Annotated in this window: 21 protein-coding genes and 1 tRNA gene; 9 read left to right on the top strand and 13 right to left on the bottom strand. The window is 59.0% G+C overall.

All coding sequences use genetic code 11. The features are described 5' to 3' along the window. Window positions 1-4: 4 nt before the first annotated feature. The 8 genes from tolR to ABF824_RS08100 form a co-directional block, all read right to left on the bottom strand. Complete coding sequence (tolR, locus tag ABF824_RS08135; protein ID WP_415487871.1) at window positions 5-451, bottom strand: protein TolR; 447 nt, start codon at window positions 449-451, stop codon at window positions 5-7. A gap of 3 nt (window positions 452-454) precedes the next feature. After that, window positions 455-1177, bottom strand: a complete 723-nt coding sequence (gene tolQ / locus ABF824_RS08130) for a protein TolQ (protein ID WP_415487869.1) — start codon at window positions 1175-1177, stop codon at window positions 455-457. Window positions 1178-1335: 158 nt separating this feature from the next. Beyond that, window positions 1336-1743, bottom strand: coding sequence for a tol-pal system-associated acyl-CoA thioesterase (gene ybgC, locus ABF824_RS08125; protein WP_415487867.1), 408 nt, complete (start codon window positions 1741-1743; stop codon window positions 1336-1338). After that, window positions 1740-2804, bottom strand: a complete 1065-nt coding sequence (gene ruvB / locus ABF824_RS08120; protein WP_415487865.1) for a Holliday junction branch migration DNA helicase RuvB — start codon at window positions 2802-2804, stop codon at window positions 1740-1742. The genes ybgC and ruvB overlap by 4 nt, the downstream gene beginning before the upstream one ends. Next, window positions 2801-3418 (bottom strand): Holliday junction branch migration protein RuvA, encoded by a 618-nt coding sequence (ruvA, locus tag ABF824_RS08115; RefSeq protein WP_415487863.1) that lies wholly within the window; start codon window positions 3416-3418, stop codon window positions 2801-2803. The genes ruvB and ruvA overlap by 4 nt, the downstream gene beginning before the upstream one ends. Further along, window positions 3415-3957, bottom strand: a complete 543-nt coding sequence (gene ruvC, locus ABF824_RS08110; RefSeq protein WP_415487861.1) for a crossover junction endodeoxyribonuclease RuvC — start codon at window positions 3955-3957, stop codon at window positions 3415-3417. Before ruvC ends, ruvA begins: the two co-directional genes overlap by 4 nt. A 341-nt stretch (window positions 3958-4298) precedes the next feature. Then, window positions 4299-5009, bottom strand: a complete 711-nt coding sequence (locus ABF824_RS08105; protein WP_415487859.1) for a hypothetical protein — start codon at window positions 5007-5009, stop codon at window positions 4299-4301. Window positions 5010-5046: 37 nt separating this feature from the next. Then, window positions 5047-5298: a hypothetical protein gene (locus ABF824_RS08100; RefSeq protein ID WP_415487857.1), complete on the bottom strand. Its 252-nt coding sequence runs from the start codon at window positions 5296-5298 to the stop codon at window positions 5047-5049. Between ABF824_RS08100 and ABF824_RS08095 the strand changes: the two genes are divergently transcribed. Beyond that, window positions 5289-5705 carry an acyl-CoA thioesterase gene (locus ABF824_RS08095; RefSeq protein WP_415487855.1) on the top strand — a complete coding sequence of 139 codons (417 nt, stop codon included), beginning with the start codon at window positions 5289-5291 and terminating at the stop codon, window positions 5703-5705. The two genes, ABF824_RS08100 and ABF824_RS08095, sit on opposite strands and share 10 nt — an antisense overlap. Window positions 5706-5724: 19 nt before the next feature. On the opposite strand, the gene ABF824_RS08090 is transcribed toward ABF824_RS08095, so the two are convergent. The 4 genes from ABF824_RS08090 to ABF824_RS08075 all read right to left on the bottom strand — a co-directional run bounded on the left by ABF824_RS08090 (window position 5725) and on the right by ABF824_RS08075 (window position 7986). Next, window positions 5725-5895, bottom strand: coding sequence for a hypothetical protein (locus ABF824_RS08090; RefSeq protein WP_415487853.1), 171 nt, complete (start codon window positions 5893-5895; stop codon window positions 5725-5727). 205 nt (window positions 5896-6100) lie between these two features. Then, window positions 6101-6259 (bottom strand): hypothetical protein, encoded by a 159-nt coding sequence (locus ABF824_RS08085; protein WP_415487851.1) that lies wholly within the window; start codon window positions 6257-6259, stop codon window positions 6101-6103. Window positions 6260-6684: 425 nt separating this feature from the next. Further along, window positions 6685-6761 (bottom strand) — tRNA-Arg (locus ABF824_RS08080). Between the two features lie 85 nt (window positions 6762-6846). Then, window positions 6847-7986, bottom strand: coding sequence for an alpha/beta hydrolase (locus tag ABF824_RS08075; protein ID WP_415487893.1), 1140 nt, complete (start codon window positions 7984-7986; stop codon window positions 6847-6849). A gap of 63 nt (window positions 7987-8049) precedes the next feature. On the opposite strand from ABF824_RS08075, the gene ABF824_RS08070 reads away from it, so the two are divergent. Genes ABF824_RS08070 through ABF824_RS08035 form a run of 8 tightly spaced genes read left to right on the top strand, consistent with a single transcriptional unit; the run spans window position 8050 to window position 17369 of the window. Then, a complete protein-coding gene (locus ABF824_RS08070) occupies window positions 8050-8265 on the top strand; it encodes a zinc-finger domain-containing protein (protein ID WP_415487891.1) in 216 nt (71 codons plus the stop codon). Window positions 8266-8279: 14 nt separating this feature from the next. After that, window positions 8280-11063, top strand: a complete 2784-nt coding sequence (polA, locus tag ABF824_RS08065; protein WP_415487849.1) for a DNA polymerase I — start codon at window positions 8280-8282, stop codon at window positions 11061-11063. Further along, window positions 11063-11713 (top strand): SCO family protein, encoded by a 651-nt coding sequence (locus ABF824_RS08060; protein ID WP_415487847.1) that lies wholly within the window; start codon window positions 11063-11065, stop codon window positions 11711-11713. The genes polA and ABF824_RS08060 overlap by 1 nt, the downstream gene beginning before the upstream one ends. A 3-nt stretch (window positions 11714-11716) precedes the next feature. Continuing rightward, window positions 11717-13423 carry an ABC transporter substrate-binding protein gene (locus ABF824_RS08055; RefSeq protein WP_415487845.1) on the top strand — a complete coding sequence of 569 codons (1707 nt, stop codon included), beginning with the start codon at window positions 11717-11719 and terminating at the stop codon, window positions 13421-13423. Next, complete coding sequence (locus ABF824_RS08050; RefSeq protein ID WP_415487843.1) at window positions 13420-14427, top strand: ABC transporter permease; 1008 nt, start codon at window positions 13420-13422, stop codon at window positions 14425-14427. Before ABF824_RS08055 ends, ABF824_RS08050 begins: the two co-directional genes overlap by 4 nt. Then, window positions 14427-15401, top strand: coding sequence for an ABC transporter permease (locus ABF824_RS08045; protein WP_415487841.1), 975 nt, complete (start codon window positions 14427-14429; stop codon window positions 15399-15401). Before ABF824_RS08050 ends, ABF824_RS08045 begins: the two co-directional genes overlap by 1 nt. Continuing rightward, window positions 15391-16404, top strand: coding sequence for an ABC transporter ATP-binding protein (locus ABF824_RS08040; RefSeq protein WP_415487839.1), 1014 nt, complete (start codon window positions 15391-15393; stop codon window positions 16402-16404). The genes ABF824_RS08045 and ABF824_RS08040 overlap by 11 nt, the downstream gene beginning before the upstream one ends. Next, window positions 16401-17369 carry an ABC transporter ATP-binding protein gene (locus ABF824_RS08035; protein ID WP_415487837.1) on the top strand — a complete coding sequence of 323 codons (969 nt, stop codon included), beginning with the start codon at window positions 16401-16403 and terminating at the stop codon, window positions 17367-17369. Before ABF824_RS08040 ends, ABF824_RS08035 begins: the two co-directional genes overlap by 4 nt. A 60-nt stretch (window positions 17370-17429) precedes the next feature. Here the strand turns inward: ABF824_RS08035 and ABF824_RS08030 are convergent. Continuing rightward, window positions 17430-18822, bottom strand: a 1393-nt coding sequence (locus ABF824_RS08030; protein WP_415487835.1) for a carboxylesterase/lipase family protein, incomplete at its 5' end; no start/stop codon positions are given.

The raw sequence follows: 18822 nt of genomic DNA, 5'->3' as shown, positions 1-18822 counted from the left end.
GCGCTCACTGGCCAGCCGACGCGGCGGGCTGCTGGGCGAGCAGAGCGACATGGGTGAACCCACCTGCCGTAATCTGCCCCATGACCTGCATTACCTTGCCGTAGTCGATATGGGCATCACCACGCACGAAGATGCGATGCTCCGGATCGTTCTGGGCGGCGGCCTTGAGCTGCGCCACCAGATCGTCACCCGAAACCGGATTGTCTCCCAGATAGAGCGATCCATCCGATTTGATGGAGACGGTGATCGGCTTGGTATCGGTATTCACCGGCTTCGCATCGGTCTTTGGAAGATCGACATTCACACCACTGGTCATCATCGGGGATGTGACCATGAAGATGATGAGCAGCACCAGCATCACGTCGACAAGCGGCGTGACGTTGATGTCCGACATCGGGCGTCCGCGACGGCGTGGACCGCGGCGACCGCCTCCTCCGACCGAGACGCCCATGGCTTACGACCTCTCTTCGGACTGGCGCGACAGGATGGCGGCGAACTCCGTACCGAAGCCCTCAAGCCGGTCCTGAAAATGCGTCAGGCTGTTGCTGATCACGTTATAGCCGATAACGGCGGGAATGGCCGTCACAAGACCGATGGCCGTAGCGAACAGCGCTTCCGAGATGCCGGGCGCGACAACACTGAGATTGGTGTTGTGCATGGCGGCGATCGAACTGAACGAGTGCATGATGCCCCACACCGTTCCGAACAGACCGATGAACGGCGCGATCGGACCGATCGTCGCGAGGAAGATCATCCAGCGCTCAAGACGCTCCATCTCGCGGGTGATGGTGATCGACATGGCCCTGTCGACACGCTCCTGCACGCCGCCATGGATGAGATCGACACCCGGAATACGGGAGGAACGACGCCATTCACCCATTGCCGCGCCAAACACGGCCGCCATCGGATGAGAGGGTTTTGCGCCTTCGCTTTCGTAGAGATCATCCAGACTGCCACCAGACCAGAATTTATCCTCGAATGCGGTCGCCTGACGTTCGACACGACGTATCGTCACAATCTTGTCAAAGATGATGGCCCACACCCAGATGCTGCATCCGAGCAGTCCGATCATCACCATTTTGACGACGACAGAAGCCTGAACGAACAGTCCCCAGAGTGATAAGCTACCGCCCGCAGCCGCACCGAGATTTGCTGCGTCTACCGCTGCCTGATCCAAAAATGCCTCCTGTCCACGCGACCCGCTTTATACGCCGCCCTGCAGCCGCTTCAGCCCCTCAGGAACAGCCACTCATCCGACTCGGCAAACGGTCGAATCGTGTGCGTTCATTACTGACTTCCTGAGAAAAGAGAAGAGACCTTCGCCTTTCCGGCTCCTTATTCTTCAAGCCGCCGGAGAAGATCACGCCAGGGTGGCGGAAATCGGGCAGGCCGCCCATCTTCTGCCCGAATACAGGCCAGCCTGATGTCTGTGCGAACGCACAGTTCATCACCCTTCATGAAATCCTGAAGCAGTTCACAGGTCGCCGCGCCCTGCGCTTTCAGCCGTGTCCGCACCGTAAAGATGTCGTCCAGACGCAAAGGACTCCGGTAATCAAGGGTGGCGTTCCGAACCACGAACACAAGACCGTAATCCTTCAGAAGATCCATGGCTGGCATGCCCTGCGCGCGGATCGCTTCGGTCCGGGCACGCTCGGCGAACGCCAGATAACGGGCGTGATAGACCACGCCTCCGGCATCCGTATCTTCATAATAAATGCGGAAGTCGATGTTGTGGACCGTCATGCGCCAGAGCCTCCTTCACAGCCGTCTTCAGGGAGAAGATCGAACTGCGCCATCTGCGAAGAGGCTGGCGGAACAAGCCCGAGGTGACGCCACCCCCGCTCGCCCAGCACACGGCCCCGGCTCGTGCGCAGAACCAGCCCTTCCTGAATAAGGTAAGGCTCTATCACATCCTCGATCGTATCCCGCGCCTCGGCCAAAGCGGCAGCCAGCGTCTCGACCCCAACCGGCCCACCATTATGATATTCGGCGATCCGCCGTAGATAACGCCGGTCCATCGAATCCAGACCGAGACTATCGACCTCCAGCCGGTTCAGCGCGGCATCAGCTAGCTCAGCACCGACAGGCTCGCCCGTGTCATTGCCCACCGAAGCGAAATCTCTAACACGCCGCAGCAGACGTCCGGCGATACGCGGTGTGCCTCGGGAACGCCGGGCAATTTCCATTGCGCCTGCGTCCGTCAGCGCGAAATCCAGCTTTCGAGCCCCTCTGGCGACGATCTGCTGCAATTCCTCCGGCGTATAGAACACCAGACGCAACGGAATGCCGAACCGATCGCGCAGTGGCGTTGCCAGCAGGCCAGCGCGGGTGGTGGCCGCCACCAATGTGAAAGGGGCAAGATCGATCCTTACCGAACGGGCAGCCGGCCCTTCACCGATAATCAGATCAAGCTGAAAATCCTCCATCGCCGGATAGAGAATTTCCTCGATAGCCGGTTGCAGACGATGGATTTCGTCAATGAACAGAACATCGCGCGGCTGAAGATTGGTCAGGATCGCAGCCAGATCCCCTGCCCTCTGGATGACCGGCCCGGATGTCGCACGAAACCCCACTCCGAGTTCGCGCGCCACGATCTGCGCCAGAGTCGTCTTCCCCAACCCCGGCGGTCCATGCAGCAAGACATGATCCAAGGCCTCGCCCCGGTTGCGTGCGGCCTCGATGAAGATCGCCAGATTTTCGCGGCTGGATTTTTGTCCAGTGAAATCGGCCAGCGTCTGCGGACGCAGCGCACCTTCACCAAGGTCTTCCTCAGAGCGCGTGGGATCAAGCGTGCGTTCGTTCATTTCGCCAGTTCCCTGAGCGCATCACGAATGAGCGCATCCAGCGAGACATCCTTACCGCTCTCCGCGATGAGCCGGGACACGACCGGCCACGCTTCGGCGCGCCGAAAGCCGAGGCCAGCAAGAGCCAGAAGCGCATCAACTTCCATGCTTCCGGCAGGATCGCCCTGAGCGATGATGGCTGACGTTGCCGTCCCCCCGCCACCACCCGGCATCTTGGTGGCCTTGTCACGGAGCTCGGTAAGAAGCCGTTCCGCCAGACGCCCCCCGACACCGGGCGCCCGCGTGAGGCTCGCCTTGTCAGCGCTGGCGATGGCGGCAATCAGTTCAGATGGAGAAAGCGTGGAAAGCAGACCAAGCGCGACCTTGGCCCCCACACCCTGAACGGCCGTCAGTGTGCGAAACCATTCCCGCTCCGAGGATGTAGCGAAACCATAGAGTAAAATCGCATCTTCCCGCACGACCGTTTCCACCAGCACTTTCGCCAGTTCCGGTGGGGTAGCAAGCGCCGAGAGTGTCCGTGTCGAAGCGAACACGAGATATCCGACGCCATTCACGTCGATCACGCAGCGGTCGGCTTCGACCTGCGCGAGCAAGCCGGTCAGGGAAGCAATCATCGGCGCGCTCCCGCACCCCGTGCCGTAGCACTGCGACGCCCTGCTTCCACGCGCAACGTGCTGGCACGGTTATGAGCGTGACAGATGGCAACGGCGAGCGCATCGGATGCGTCAGCCCTGCGGATCGTGGCTGTCGGAAGCAGGCGCCTGACCATCATTTCCACCTGATCTTTCGTTGCAGCGCCCGTGCCGACAACAGCTCTCTTGACGGTCATCGCACCGTATTCCGCTACAGTCAGCCCCTCCAGAGCGGGCGCCAAGAGAGCAACGCCACGAGCATAACCCAGCTTTAGCGTAGATGAGCCGTTCCGGTTGACGTAGGTTTCCTCAACGGCCGCTTCCGTCGGTTTGTGTGTCTGGATCAGCGCCGTGAGAGCATCATAGAGGGCACACAAACGGGATGGAACGGCTTCCTCGCTATCGGTTGCGATCACGCCGTCAGCCACATGGATCAGGCGATTGCCTTCAACATCGATAATTCCCCATCCTGTGAAGCGCAAACCGGGATCGATGCCTATGAGACGGGCTTTTGATGTCATTCTGTTCTCTTAGCGTTCTTGTCTGAACGACACCAGAGCGAAGGACTTCATTACGACCCGAAAGGACCCGCATAACGATACGGCGAGCAAACCCAAGCGTTGAATATTCTAAAACCCAAGCGTTGAATATTCTAAAGGAAGACGGCGTCCAAGATAAGGTGCCTTTTTCCCGATACCTCAGGGCATTCCGCCTGCCGCGCCAGCACCGTACACCCCATGAATGTAACGATGCCCCTGACTGTCAGGTGCGGAATGGCAGGCGCTTAACAACAGCAGAAGCGCAAGGGTCAGTCTCATCGCGATCCTATCCCTTGAAACACCTCTCCCCTTCATATCGGTATTTACTGCGCCGGATTGGCAGGAACAGCGGGCGCAGCCGGTGCTGGAACTACAGGCACGGGAGCAGGAACTGATGCTGCCGGTGCGCCTGTTTTCTGCTCCACCGCGACATTCGGAGTCACGGTACGATTCAGCACGGTATAAGAGACAGATTCCATCGTCGTGACATCCACCTCATCGCCCGGCTTGAGGCTCTGCAGAAGCGGATAGAAAATCTTGCGGTTGATGACGACTTCACGCGGCGTCCCGCTGGCGTCGGTAACCGTCAGCAGATGCTGCTGCGGATTGGTGGAAACCACACGTACCCGACGGCGACGGAAGGAGACCAGCGTTCCATGAGGGTGGCGGTTCGCATAGCCGCGCGCCGTGGATGTAGTCGACTCGGGTTCCGGCGTCCCCGGCTGTGCGAGCGCCGCATCCAGCATTTTTACGGAAGTAATCTGGAGGCGATCCCCCACGTCGACATGCGGCAGGGCATGACGCTTGTGCGGCACATCAACGGTGAACAGATCCCCATCATCGGTCCGCAACAGAATCTCGCCCGTGTCAGGATCGAGCGTCTCGACAGTAGCAATGGTCTTGTTGCTGCTCGTGATAACGCCCTGCGCCATCGCATGACGGGATGGAGTGGTCACCGCCGTCCCGCCAAGCAACAGAGAGAGGACCGTCAGAGCCTGCACTGCGCGACGGGAAGAATACGATATCGGACTCATGGGTTTACGAACGCCTCTTCATCAAGATGGCAGCATGTTACAGCCAGAAAACCCTTGGCGCCATTCCCCAACCGGCTTTTTCCAGACAGGTTTGGTGTGCCATGAAACGGACATGACCAAAAAAGCTGACAGACAACCGCTCCATCTTCACCAATTGCTGCAAAACACCGTGAAGCCCCGTTGCCAAGTCACATTTTCGCGGCTTTAGATGATAGAGACGTCGCTGCTCTGATGAGTTGCTGATGCGGCAACGTTCTGATTTTGCCAAGGATTGCCTGCGTGCCGACATCGCCCTCCTCTCCTCCCGAAGTCATTCCGACCATCCGTGTGGTCGCCATGCCCACCGATACCAACCCTGCTGGCGATGTGTTTGGCGGATGGCTGGTCTCGCAGATGGATCTTGCTGCTGGCACTGCCGCAGCGTTCCGGGCGAAGGGACGATGCGTCACGGTGGCGATTGACAGCTTCATCTTTCATGAGCCGGTCGCTGTGGGCGACGAGGTCAGCATTTATACGAAAATCACACAAACGGGACATTCGTCGATCATCGTACATGTTGAGACATGGCGGCGCGCCCGGAACACCAACATCCGCAAGCGCGTGACACAGGGAAAGTTCACGTTCGTGGCTCTGGATGAGAACCGCAAGCCCCGCGTACTACCGCCCGAAGACGGCTTCGACACGATCACCGACTGAGCCGCTGAGTTTTTGCTGCTTATTCGCGTTCCGCCTGACGGGCGACCACGGCATTCGCTTCTCTGATGGCCCGTCCCTCGTCTTCTGTCCGCTCCAGACATTCATTGGCAACCTTGGCCCAGAGCGCCTGAAGATGATCCGTCGTCGCCTTGTGAGTGTGCTTTTCGGCGTCTTCGCTGGTCCACGGCATGAAATAGCCCTCCCGGAATTTTACTTACAACGTTTAATCTGGAGCAGTGTCAGATGCTGTCTGCTCCCTCTGGATAATCGCCGCCTGTCGGAATCCTGAACGCAAAAAGCCGCCCTATAGGCGGCTTCTGGAGAAAAAATTTTTCCGCGATTGAAATGCGCTTCAGCGAGTTCGTCTTCTCTGTTTGCGCTTCAAATCAGAGCTTTCAGTGGTCCTGATATTCACCACGCAGACTGGTGCCGATCTGAATTGTAATGGCGATCTGGGCCAGAACATCAATCAGCATTGCAGTAAACCATGCTCTTTCGATGCCAAAGAAAATATTCACAAACATTAAAGCCAGAAGAAAGATCCACATACCCATTTCGCCAACTCCTTAACCCGGGCGCCTGAAGCCTTTCATTGCCTTGACGACCTCGCTTGAGTATTTATCTCAACGTCTGGCGTATAAGTATGATCTAGATCATGTTTTGTGATTACTTGTATGCTTTTTGTAATCGTTAATCCTCATGCTTTAAAAACTTCGTTTCTCATGAACCTTTATGTCCGAACAGACCGACAATCTCCCTAAAAACACAAGGACAAAAACACTACAGAAGAAGTTTTTATCAAGAAAAAATCTGCTTTTAATTTCATAAAGAAAGTTACTTTACCCTGAGCAGTGACTGAAACCATGCCACTCAACTCGGGGCCTCAACGTCATAGCCGTATCAAAATTTAGATTTTACGTGCAGCCAAAAGCTATCACGCTAGTCGTTCAAACTGCTTAGTTCACGATTTTCAGGGAAATGGCGGACCCGAAAGGATTCGAACCTTCGACCTTCGCCTTCGGAGGGCGACGCTCTATCCAGCTGAGCTACGGGTCCACAGCCGCCTTCCTACAGCAGCGGGAACAGATTTGCCAAGTGCCACGAGGAGCATGCGGTGAAATTTATCTCTACTGCCTTCCCTTCACGGAGAAAGAAGCGTGTCCATCTTTGCTGGTAGCAGAGGAAATGGCTCATTTACTTTCTGCGGCACGCCTCGGGGCATCCCTCCGTTCTGTGACGCCCAGACAGCGGCCGAGACATCACCGCCCGAAGGTAAGAAAGAGTTCGGATCAGTGAGCCACGAAAGAATATCTGCCTCTACCCGCCCTCCCGAGCGGTCACGCAGCAGAAGATGATGGCCACCGGGAATGAGATCGCGGCGCACGAAAGCCGGAAATCTGCGCCAGGCACGCGCCATCGCATCCGATGGAACGATCTGGTCCCTGTCGCCATAAATAATAAGAGTGGGACAATGCACCCGTCGCACTGCATGCGCACCTGCATCCATGAGATCGACAAGCCCATTCAAGGCACGAATCTTTGTCACATGCAGCGTCAAAGGATCAAAATAGAGCCGACGTAATGCGGCGATGTTATCGGTCGCCACGACATGCACCGGCAACTCACGCCCCGAGACCTTTCCATCCGGCACGATAGCCGCCAGCAGATGCACCGGGATTTTGCCTGTCTGTAAGTCCCAAAGAGCCGGCGCCAGCAACACCAGTCCAGACAATGCAGGCGTATCGGGGCGTTCCGCGGCCAACAGCGCCACGGCGCCTCCCATGCTTTCGCCCATCAGCCAGATCGGCTGCGCAGGAGCCTCACCGTGGAGGTCTGCCAATTCTTCTTGTGCGTCCCGAACCAGCCGATCCGTTCCGACCCAGCCGCCACGCCTTGGAGCCGCGCCGAATCCGCGTATATCCGGGGCCCACACGGTGAAACCAGCCTCAGCAAAACGGGGAGCCGATGCTTCCCATGCGTCGCGGCTGTCATTGAAACCATGCAGAGCAAGAATCCGTCCCCGCTCCCGCCCTCTCGCGGGCCATACCCGGATGGGAATGCGCGCTCCATCGGACAAGGTCAGAATACGATCCGGTGGCACAAGCCGTGCGTCCCCGGCATAGCGGGACGGCACGTGTATGATCGGCTCGTTCGCGCATCCTGCGAGGGCAAGACAAGCAGTCAGGCAGGCCGCGACCTTCAGGCTTCGACGCTTCAATCTCTCGGAGATGGACAAAAGAGTGTGTGGGTGGTTTGAACTCACGGCGTTCCTGCGTATCATCGCGGACCCGACAGGCCCATGCGGCCCTTTCATCCGCTTGTGCAGGAGGACCATGTCATGCCGATGCTCATACAGCCTACCAACCCGACGCCCAAACCCCGACTGGGTCATGTCGAGACGATCATCGTGCAGAAACGCAAAGTCTCCTGTGACGGTGGACTGGGCGCCCTCGGCCACCCCAAGGTGTGGCTGAAGATCGGCGATCACCAGACATTCTGTCCCTATTGTTCCCGGCTGTTCGTGCTCGACCCGAACGCGCCCGCGGATCACGCTCACTAAGGTTTCCGAATTTCATGAACAAAGCGGGCGTGCCCCACCTCGTCGTGGTGGATGGCAGCGGTTTCATCTTCCGGGCCTTCCACGCCCTTCCTCCCATGAGCAATCCGGACGGCGTTCCAGTCAACGCGGTGTTCGGATTCTGCAACATGCTCACACGCCTGATGCGCGAGCATGTCGGAACGCATCTGGCCGTCATTTTCGACGCCGGACGGGTGACGTTCCGCAACGATATCTATCCGCAGTACAAGGCGCATCGACCCGACGTGCCGGAAGATCTTATCCCGCAGTTCGGGCTAATCCGCGAGGCGACCGCCGCATTCGGCGTGCCCGGTATCGAACTTGAAGGATTCGAAGCCGACGACCTGATCGCCAGTTATGCCCGCTTCATCGACGAGACGGGTGGTCACTGCACCATCGTTTCATCAGACAAGGATCTGATGCAGCTGATCGGCCCTCATGTCGACATGATGGACCCGATCAAACAGAAACCGATCGGCGCTTCGGAAGTCGAAGCAAAATTCGGCGTTGGGCCGGATCGCGTGATCGACGTGCAGGCTCTGATGGGCGATCCGACGGACAATGTGCCGGGAGTGCCGGGGATCGGGCCGAAAACGGCTTCGGCTCTCGTCAATGAATTTGGCGATCTGGACGCCGTGCTGGCCGCCGCGCCGGACATGAAAAAGTCCAAGCGTCGGGATTCGTTGATCGAACATGCCGAAGCGGCGCGTATCTCACGCCAGCTCGTCACGCTGAAAGCCGATATTCCTCTGCCTGTCCGTCTGGATGATCTGGCCGTACAGGAACCGAACGAGGAAATTCTTGGCGACTGGCTGGATCGCATGGGGTTCCGGTCGATCCGGCATCGTTTCGGCTTGGGAGAAGGCAAGCCGCTGGCACAGGCTGCGGCAGCAGCGGCCATGCGTTTCGCAAACGGCGGCAATCAGCCCGCCATGACGCCTCCAAAGCCGCAACAGGCTCCTTATGGTCCGTATGAAACCGTCACGGATCTGCTCACACTGGAACGATGGGTCGCGGAAGCTCGGGCAGCGGGCGTCTGTGCTGTGGATACCGAAACGGATGGGCTGGACCCACTGAAGGCCCGCATGGTGGGCTTCTCGCTGGCGACCGCGCCCGGTCGCGCCTGTTACGTGCCGTTGCTGCATGAAGGCACGCTCGAAGCACCTGTGGGTGAACAGATTTCCGTGGGAAAGGCTGGTGCCGCGCTTGAACCGCTCTTCACGGACAGTTCCGTGCTCAAAGTGTTCCAGAACGCAAAGTTTGACCTGCATGTATTCCGTGTTGCGGGCGCGGCACCCATCGCGCCGATCGACGACACAATGCTGATTTCCTACGCCCAGTCGGCGGGCCTCCACGGTCAGGGCATGGACGAACTGGCCAAGCTGCATCTCGGTCACGTGCCGATCACTTATGACGATGTGACCGGCAAGGGACGCAACCGCATTCCCTTCCAGCAGGTGCCTCTCAAAAAGGCCACGGATTACGCAGCGGAAGACGCTGATGTCACCCTGCGCTTATGGCATGTCCTGCGCCCCGCCCTTCGGACGGAAAAAGCTCTGGCGCTGTATGAGGATTATGAGCGTCCACTGATCGATGTCCTGACCGATATGGAACGGGTTGGCATCAAGGTGGACGCCACTGAACTGAGCCGTCTGTCGAAAAACTTCGAAGGACGCATGGCGACTATCGAGAAAGAGATTCACGAGGTTGCCGGTCGCACATTCAATGTTGGCTCACCCAAGCAGCTTGGGGAAATCCTGTTTGATGAGATGAATCTTCCGGGCGGCAAGCGGGGCAAAACCGGCGCGTGGAGTACGGACTCGTCCGTCCTGCAGGAACTGGCCGATCAGGGGCTGGAACTGCCTGAGAAAATTCTCGCATGGCGTCAGCTCGCGAAACTGAAAAGTACCTATACAGATACACTTCTGAAGCAGATGGATCCCGGCACCTGCCGCGTTCACACGTCCTTTCAGATGGCCGTCACGACGACGGGCCGCCTTTCCTCCAACGAGCCCAATCTTCAGAACATCCCGGTGCGGACGGAAGAAGGCGCACAGATCCGTCGCACTTTCATCGCACCGGAAGGCAAGGTGCTTCTATCGGCGGACTATTCCCAGATCGAGCTTAGGTTGCTCGCCAGCGTCGCCAACGTGCCGACATTGCGCGAGGCCTTTGCACTGGGTCAGGATATTCACGCTCGCACGGCATCGGAAGTGTTCGGCATTCCGCTGGAAGGCATGGATCCCCTCACCCGACGCCGCGCCAAAGCCATCAATTTCGGCATCATCTATGGCATTTCCGCCTTCGGACTGGGCAAGCAGCTCGGCATTCCGATGGGCGAAGCGCGCGCTTATATCGACGCCTATTTCGCGCGTTATCCGGGCATCCGCGCCTACATGGACGAACGCAAGCTAGAAGCGAAAGCGCACGGTTATGTCGTGACGCCGCTGGGTCGCCGCTGCTATGTTCCGGGCATCTCCGCAAAGAACGGCGCACAGCGGTCCTATGCCGAACGGCAGGCGATCAACGCGCCGTTGCAGGGTGGCGCTGCGGATATCATCAAGCGGGCGATGGTGCGGCTTCCGGCTGCGCTGGAAGAGGCCAATCTGTCAGCCACGATGCTGTTGCAGGTGCATGACGAACTGCTGTTCGAAGTGGATAAGAAAGAGGCTGAGGAGACAGCGAAACTCGTGAAGACGGTGATGGAAAGCGCGGCTCAGCTGAGCGTGCCGCTCGTTGTGGAAACAGGTATGGGCGCCAACTGGGCGGAGGCGCACTGATGAACGGCATGCGTGATCCACGAAAGAAAGCAGATGCGGTCAGGCGCACCAATACCAGAGCGCTTGCCTTTGTTCTGATCCCGATCCTGCTCGCAACGGTGCTGGGTTATGCCGCCTATCGGATGTCGGACGCCATGGGGCCTGTGGTCGGCTCCAACGGCAATGAAGTCGGTGGCACGTTCCGGCTGATGGATTCCTCTGACGGCACCATGACAGACACCACCTTCCGGGGACGCTGGATGCTTGTCATGTTTGGTGCGATTCACTGCACGAATGACGCCTGCACTCCCGCGCTGATGCGGCTCAGTGAGGCGCTTCAGGCTGTCGATCCGGCAGGCAAGAAATTTGCGCCGCTCTTCATCAGCTTCGATCCCAACCGTGATCTGGCGATGAACCTGCGGCAATATGCCCTGAAATTCCCCGCGAAGATCATCACTGGCACGGGTGCGCCCATTACGGTGGAGGCCGTGGCCAAGGAATATCACGCTCCGATCGTGCGGCACCCTGATCCGGTGTGGGACTATACTTATGAACTCTCCCCCCAGATCGTCATCATGAACCCGGAAGGGCGCTATTCCGGCACCATTGCGAGTGCGGCCAGCAAGGAAGAGATGGAGACGCGCCTCCGCGCCCTTGTGGAGCAGCACTGACTGATGCGTCATCTGCGTTTTCTATCTGCTGCCTGTGTGGGAGCGGCGTTCTCCGTGCCGCTCCACGCGGCGACCATCGCCCCCGGCGCGCCGGACAGCCCCGAAACCGGCGGCATCCTGCGCATCACAGCGGAGAACTCGGGCGGAACACTCGATCCGCAGATCAGCTATGTTCACATTACCTACCAGATGGAAGCCATCGTCTATGACGGGCTGACCACCTTCGCCAAGACGCCCAGCAAGCTCAGCAGCCACGCCATTCCGGACCTTGCGGAAGCCCTGCCGGAACCGCAGGACGGTGGGCGAACCTATGTGTTTCACCTGCGTCACGGCATCCGTTTCTCCAACGGCAAGGAGGTGACGCCTAATGACGTGGTTGCCTCCATGCAGCGAATTTTCAAGGTGAACAGCCCGACCGCAGGCCCCTATTACAGCCATATTGTCGGCGGTGAGGCCTGTCTGAAAGACGCTGAACATTGCACGCTCGCCGGTGGTGTGGAAGCCGATGACAAGGCGTGGACCGTCACCTTTCATCTGACGCATCCAGACGCAGAGTTTTTTGACCGGTTGGCGTTCCAGCACGCTTCCATCCTGCCTGCCGACACACCCACACACGACACGGGCAATGACGCTCCTCTCGGCACCGGCCCTTATAAAATCGTCTCCTACGAACCGAATTCCGGTCTGAAAATGGAACGTAATCCCTACTTCCGGCAATGGGATGCGGTGGCTCAACCGGCAGGCTATCCCGACGAGATTCATTATTCCTTCGGGCTGGACCCGGAAGCAGCCGTTACGGCCATTGAGAACAACCAGTATGACTGGATGCTGGAGAGCGTGCCGCTGGACCGGCAGGCGGAAGTCGGTGCGCGTTTTTCAGACCGTGTGAAACTCATTGACCAGCTCGTGATCTTTTATGCCGCGCTGAACGTGAACCAGCCACCCTTCAACGATGTTCGTGTGCGGCAGGCGCTGAACTACGCGCTGAACCGCAAGGCCGTGGTGATCTATAATGGCGGTCCGGCGGTCTCCACGGCGGCCTGTCAGATGCTGCCGACAGGCGCGCCGGGATATGAGCCGGGCTGCGCCTACACCAAAGGCGCGTCCCCGGATCATCTTGCGCCGGAATGGAAAGAGCCAGATCTCGTAAAAGCCCGGAAACTGGTTGAGGAAAGCGGCACCAAGGGCCAGAAGGTCGTCATCGTCACACCGGGTTCAGGCGGCTCAGGAGCCATCGCCAACGAGATCCGCGCCACGCTGGTCGATCTGGGTTATGTCGCCTCCGTGCGCCCCATCACACCGGTGATCGAATTCAGTTATATCCAGAACAGCGATAACAAGATGCAGATTGGTCTGACGGGCTGGAGCGCGGATTATCCTTCCGCGTCCTCCTTCCTGCGCACGCTGTTTTCCTGCGCGACCTTCATTCCGCACTCAAGCAACTCCATCAACGCCTCCCAGTTCTGCGATCCAAAACTGGATGCGCTGATGGACAAGGCGGCAGAAGTCTCACTGACCGACCAGAAGGCAGGCGATGCGATATGGGCCGAAGCCTCCCGCGCGCTCATGGCGCAGGCTCCGGCGGTGCCGCTCGACCAGACACGCCGTGTGGCGCTGACCTCTTCCCGCGTACACGGCACCTTCGATACACCGATTTATGAGGCGGTTTTTTCTCAGGTGAAACTGCGCCGGGCGGGAGACCCACCGTGAGCGGAGCGCAGGAAACAACGCCTCCCGGACCATGGCGGAGCGCGTTCCGGGTGCTGGCGCGCAATCGTGCTTCGATGGTGGCGCTGGGCGTGCTGGGCCTCATGGTGCTGCTCAGTCTGCTCGCACCGTTTTACGCGCACCACATCGCTCACACGGACCCGTTCCGCGCCAATGTCGCCGGGTCGTTCATGCTGGACGGCAAAACCATCGACATCATGCAGCCGAATGACAATCCGCTGCATCTGGGTCTGACGCCTGCGGGTCCGACATGGAACCCGTCCGCCTACCTGCTCGGTTCGGACAGTCAGGGCCGCGATGTGGCGGCACGGTTGCTGTATGGCGGCCGAATCTCCCTGCTGATCTCCTTCGCGGCGGCGGCTCTGTGCATCGTCATTGCCAGCGTGGTCGGTATTCTCGCGGGCTTCTTCGGCGGAATTGTGGACATGGTGCTGTCACGCATCATGGACATCATGTGGGCCGTGCCAGTCTATCTGTTCGCCATTTCGCTTTCGATCGTGACCATCAGCGATGGGCTGCATCTTGGACCGATCACGCTGGAAGCCGACAACCTGATCATCCCTATCGCCATTATCGCGCTGGTCTACATGCCCTACGCCGCCCGCCCGATCCGGGGAAGGGTCATGGCGCTGCGGAATGCCGATTTTGTCATGGCGGCGCGAAGCCTCGGCGTGCCACGCTGGCGTATTCTTCTGGTGGACATCCTGCCTAACGTCGCCAGTTCCATCGTCGTGCTGGCCCCCCTGCTGGCGGCCTTTGCGCTGCTGACAGAGTCCGCTCTGTCCTTCCTGTCCATCGGTGTGCAGGCTCCGACTGCCTCGTGGGGCACGATCATTCAGGACGGCGAAGGGCTGATCTACTCGCGTCCGATGGTCGCCATCGCACCGGGTCTGGCCATCGTCATCGTCGTGGTGGCGCTGAATGTGCTGGGCGATGGACTGCGGGATGCGTTGGACGTGCGCGAGACCAGCAAGAGGGGCGCGTAATGCTGAAGGCCCTTCTTCAACGGTTCGGGCAGACTGCTTTCGTGCTGTTCGGCATTTCCGTGCTGGTATTTCTGGTGTTTTTCGCCACACCGGGCGCGGATCCGACCTCCCGTATCGCCGGCAAGAACGCCTCCCCCGAGACCATCGCCAAGGTCCGGCAGGAATACGGGTTCGACCGCCCCCTGCCCGTCCAGTATGCGACCATGATGAAGAAGCTCTTCATCACGCAGGACCTAACGTCCTACGCCAATCGTGGTGAAAAGGTTGTGCCTGAACTGATCAAGGCCGCACCCGTCACGCTATCATTGGCGACCGGTGGTGCCGTGATCTGGGTGGTGGTGTCCATCCTCATGGGCACGGTTGCGGCGGCGTTTCGCGGCACATGGATCGACCGGACGCTGATGGCCATCGGGCTGGTCGGTATCTCCATTCCGGTCTTCTGGCTCGGGCAGGTCGCCAATCTCATCACGCAGGCGCGTTATCACGACACATGGCTGTTCTCGTGGGTGCCCGCGCTCGGTTATGTGCCGTTCGCGGAAAGTCCGACCGGCTGGTTCAAGGCGCTGATCATTCCGTGGTGCACGCTCGCGGTGCTGTTCATCGGCGTTTATGCCCGCGTACTGCGCTCTGATCTTGTGACCGTGTCCGGCGAGGACTTCATGCGCACGGCCCGCGCCAAGGGACTATCTCCCACGCGCGTGCTGCTGGTGCATGGCCTGCGGACCTCCATGATCACCTTCGTCTCCCTGTTCGGCATGGATTTCGCCCAGTTGATCGGTGGTGGCGCGCTGCTGACGGAAGTGGTGTTCGGCCTTCAGGGCGTCGGACGGCTGACCTATCAGGCGCTCTCGGCGCTCGATCTGCCGCTCATCATGGCCAGCGTGATGTATTCCGCTGTGTTCGTTGTGCTGGCGAACGCGCTGGTTGATGTGATCTACATCTTTCTCGACCCGAGAGTACGCGATGGCCGGTGATGCTCCCCTTCTCGACGTGCGCGATCTCTGCGTGAGCTTCCGTTCGGGCGGTCGCGATGTGCCGATCATCAAGAACGTCTCGTTTACCGTGTGCGAACGGGAAATCCTTGGCATCGTCGGAGAGTCCGGGTCCGGCAAGAGCGTGACGGCCATGGCCATCATGCGTCTGATCGACGATCCAGGCGTCAGTCTCCGTGGGTCCGTCCGGTTTCGCGGGCAGGAACTGACGACGCTGCCGCAGAAAGCGTTCCGGCATATACGCGGCCGGAAAATCGCGATGATCTTTCAGGACCCGATGACGGCGTTCACGCCGGTTTACACAATCGGTTGGCAGATCGACGAGGCGATCCGCGTGCATGAGCGTGTCTCGAAATCCGAGGCCCGCGCACGCACGGTCAGGCTACTCGGTGACATGGGCGTGCCGGACCCGGAACGCACCGCCAACCGCTATCCGCATCAGTTGTCCGGCGGCCTGCGCCAGCGTGCTATGATCGCCATGGCGCTGTCCTGTAATCCGGCCCTGCTGATCGCCGACGAGCCTACCACGGCGCTGGACGTGACCGTGCAAGCGCAAATTCTCGATCTTCTGCGCAATCTCCGAACGAATTACGGATCGGCCGTCATGCTCATCACGCACGATATGGGCGTTGTGGCGGAGACCTGTGACCACGTGATGGTGCTGTATTCCGGGCGTGTGGCCGAGCGTGGCCCTGCGTCAGCAATCTTTGCCCAGCCCGCGCATCCCTACACAGCGGCGCTGCTGGACTCGATCCCGCCGCTGACTGGACCACGGCCCGTGCGTCTGCCATCCATCGCGGGCGTTCCCCCTGCCCCGCTGGAACGTCCTTCCGGATGCGCCTTCGCGCCACGCTGTCATTATGCGCATGGCGCCTGCTCCTCTCTGCCACCGCTTGTTCGATTTGCCGAACAGGATGTTGCCTGTGTTTTGCCCAGTGAAGGAAAAGCCCTGCCGCCGCGCATTCTCCACGGAGCCGAGGCATGACGGACATTCTGAAAGCCATTGAACTCCGCAAGGATTATCGCCTGCCACAAGGCAAGACATTGCGGGCTCTGGACAATGTATCGCTCACTGTCCGCTCCGGCGAAGTGCTGGGGCTTGTGGGGGAGTCCGGCTGTGGCAAATCTACCCTCGGACGCTGCCTGCTGCGTCTGACCGAGCTGTCTTCAGGCACAATCCTGTTTGAAGATCAGGACATTTCCAGAATGAATGACCGCGCCCTCCGCCCCGTGCGCCGACGGATGCAGATGGTCTTTCAGGATTCCTATGCCTCGTTGAATCCCAAACGTCGCATCGGGGATCTGCTGGCTGAACCGCTGCGCGTTCATCCTGATGAAAACGGGCAGAAGAGAAGCGTGGAGGCAATTACGGCTCGCGTGCACGATCTCATGGATCTCGTCAGCCTGCCTCTCTCCGCTCTGGCACGGTATCCGCACGAATTTTCCGGCGGTCAGCGCCAACGGATCAACATTGCACGCGCGCTGGCTCTGGCCCCCCGCCTGATCATTGCCGATGAACCCGTATCAGCGCTGGATGTTTCTGTGCAGGCGCAGATCGTCAACCTGTTTGCTGATCTACAGGAACGGCTCGGCCTGACTTATGTTTTCATCGCCCATGATCTCGCTGTCGTGCGGCAGATCTCGACACGCGTGGCGGTAATGTATCTCGGGGCGATCGTCGAACTTGGTGCGACCGATGCCGTGCTTCATGCTCCCGCCCATCCTTATACTGCCGCTCTACGAAGCGCTGTTCCCGTCCCCGTCATTCGGCCTCACATTCCCGGCCCGATGCTGCATGGAGACATTCCCAGCCCTGTCTCTCCACCGCCCGGTTGCCGCTTTCACACGCGATGCCCCCAAGCCCAGCCACGTTGCAGCGTGGACGTGCCAGCGCTGCGCCCCCTATCGGATGAGCGCCAGGTAGCGTGCCATTTTCCGCTGGAGAGATGAGGCCCTCTCTCTGGAAAAGATCGATATTCCGTGCTGCGTCAGCGTGCTTGAGTTACAATTTCAGCCGTCGGTTTTCTCGTTCCATACGTCATTTTCTTCAACGCATGGATGACATGGCTGCACGAGTTCGCTCCGGCGCCAGGCAAAATATCGATCCAGCATTTTCAACCGCTCAAGACATGGCTCTTTGACCATACCGGATTTTCTTCTGTCGAACTTCATCAGGCGCAAGCCATGCTCGTCTGCAACCTCCCATTTAGCCAGTTCGCTTCCATTGGGATCACCTGTACGGACAAAGTTGACCCAGTAGTTCGACATCAGTTCCGAGAGTTCATAGTCGTCGTCTGTCCAGTCAACCTGCGGATTGGCAAAGGCAAAAGCAATCTCACTGGCATGAAGGGCACCAACGGGACCGGGTAATGTTGTCTGTTCCGTCTTGCGGCAGAAAAGATAAGGATAGACCGGCGAACCACCCGTGCGCGCCTGTAATCGCCCCCATGTCCATGTGGGCCAGCGAAAGAGTGAATCCCCCACCAGATCCCGGGCGGCACGAAGCGAAGCGCTATCACTGTTTGCTGAAAAAACCGTCAGAAGTTTCTGGCTGAAAATTCCAAACTGTTTCTCCACGCCGAACTTGAAGAGTTCCACACCGGTATGGGGCATGAACAACGCCCCTTCGTCGGAGTTCGTGCCACAGAGCACCGGGATGTCATTATAAAGTCCGGCTTCATAGAGCGCATACGGTTCGCCCGGCAGAATCTTTCCATCCAGAGGCGGCCAGAACTTCGCCATATCCGGTCCCGCAGCGCGCACCAGTTCCTCTGCTTCCAGCGCATAAGCCTGAGCGAGCGTCCGGGTGCGTATCTCATTGAGAAAATAACGCCCCTGCTCTTCAGCCACATTCAGAAGCGGCATACTGAGCGCGGCATCATTCGCCAGAGACGAACGCCACGAACGCGGCGGCTGCAACGCTCCTCCGCTCTGACTGATCGCGCGAACAAACAGACCACGCGCCAGAGGAGAAAGCGCAAGAATGCCGATCGAAATAGCGCCGGCGGATTCCCCCATGACGGTGACTTCCGAGGGATCACCACCAAAAACTGCAATATTTTTCTTGATCCATTTGAGCGCGGCAATCTGGTCAAGCAGCCCGTATGTCCCGGATGTGCCATCTTCCGACTGTTTGCTGAGCAAAGGGTGGGCAAGAAAGCCAAAAGGACCAGTACGGTAAGCTATGCTGACAAAGACAACCCCTTTGCGTGCAAGATTACCGCCATCGTAAAGTGGGCTGGAGGTTGTGCCACTGGTGAACCCTCCACCGTGAATCCACACGAGAACGGGAAGCTTTTTCTCTGCTTTTTTCTGAACGGGCGCCCATACGTTGAGGTAGAGACAATCCTCGCGCATCACCTTCATGTTGCTGAAATAAAAATTTCTCGATTTATGCCATGCT

This window comes from Acetobacter sp. (assembly GCF_047721705.1).
Lineage (GTDB): Bacteria > Pseudomonadota > Alphaproteobacteria > Acetobacterales > Acetobacteraceae > Acetobacter.
This window is presented reverse-complemented; position numbering and strand designations above follow the sequence as displayed.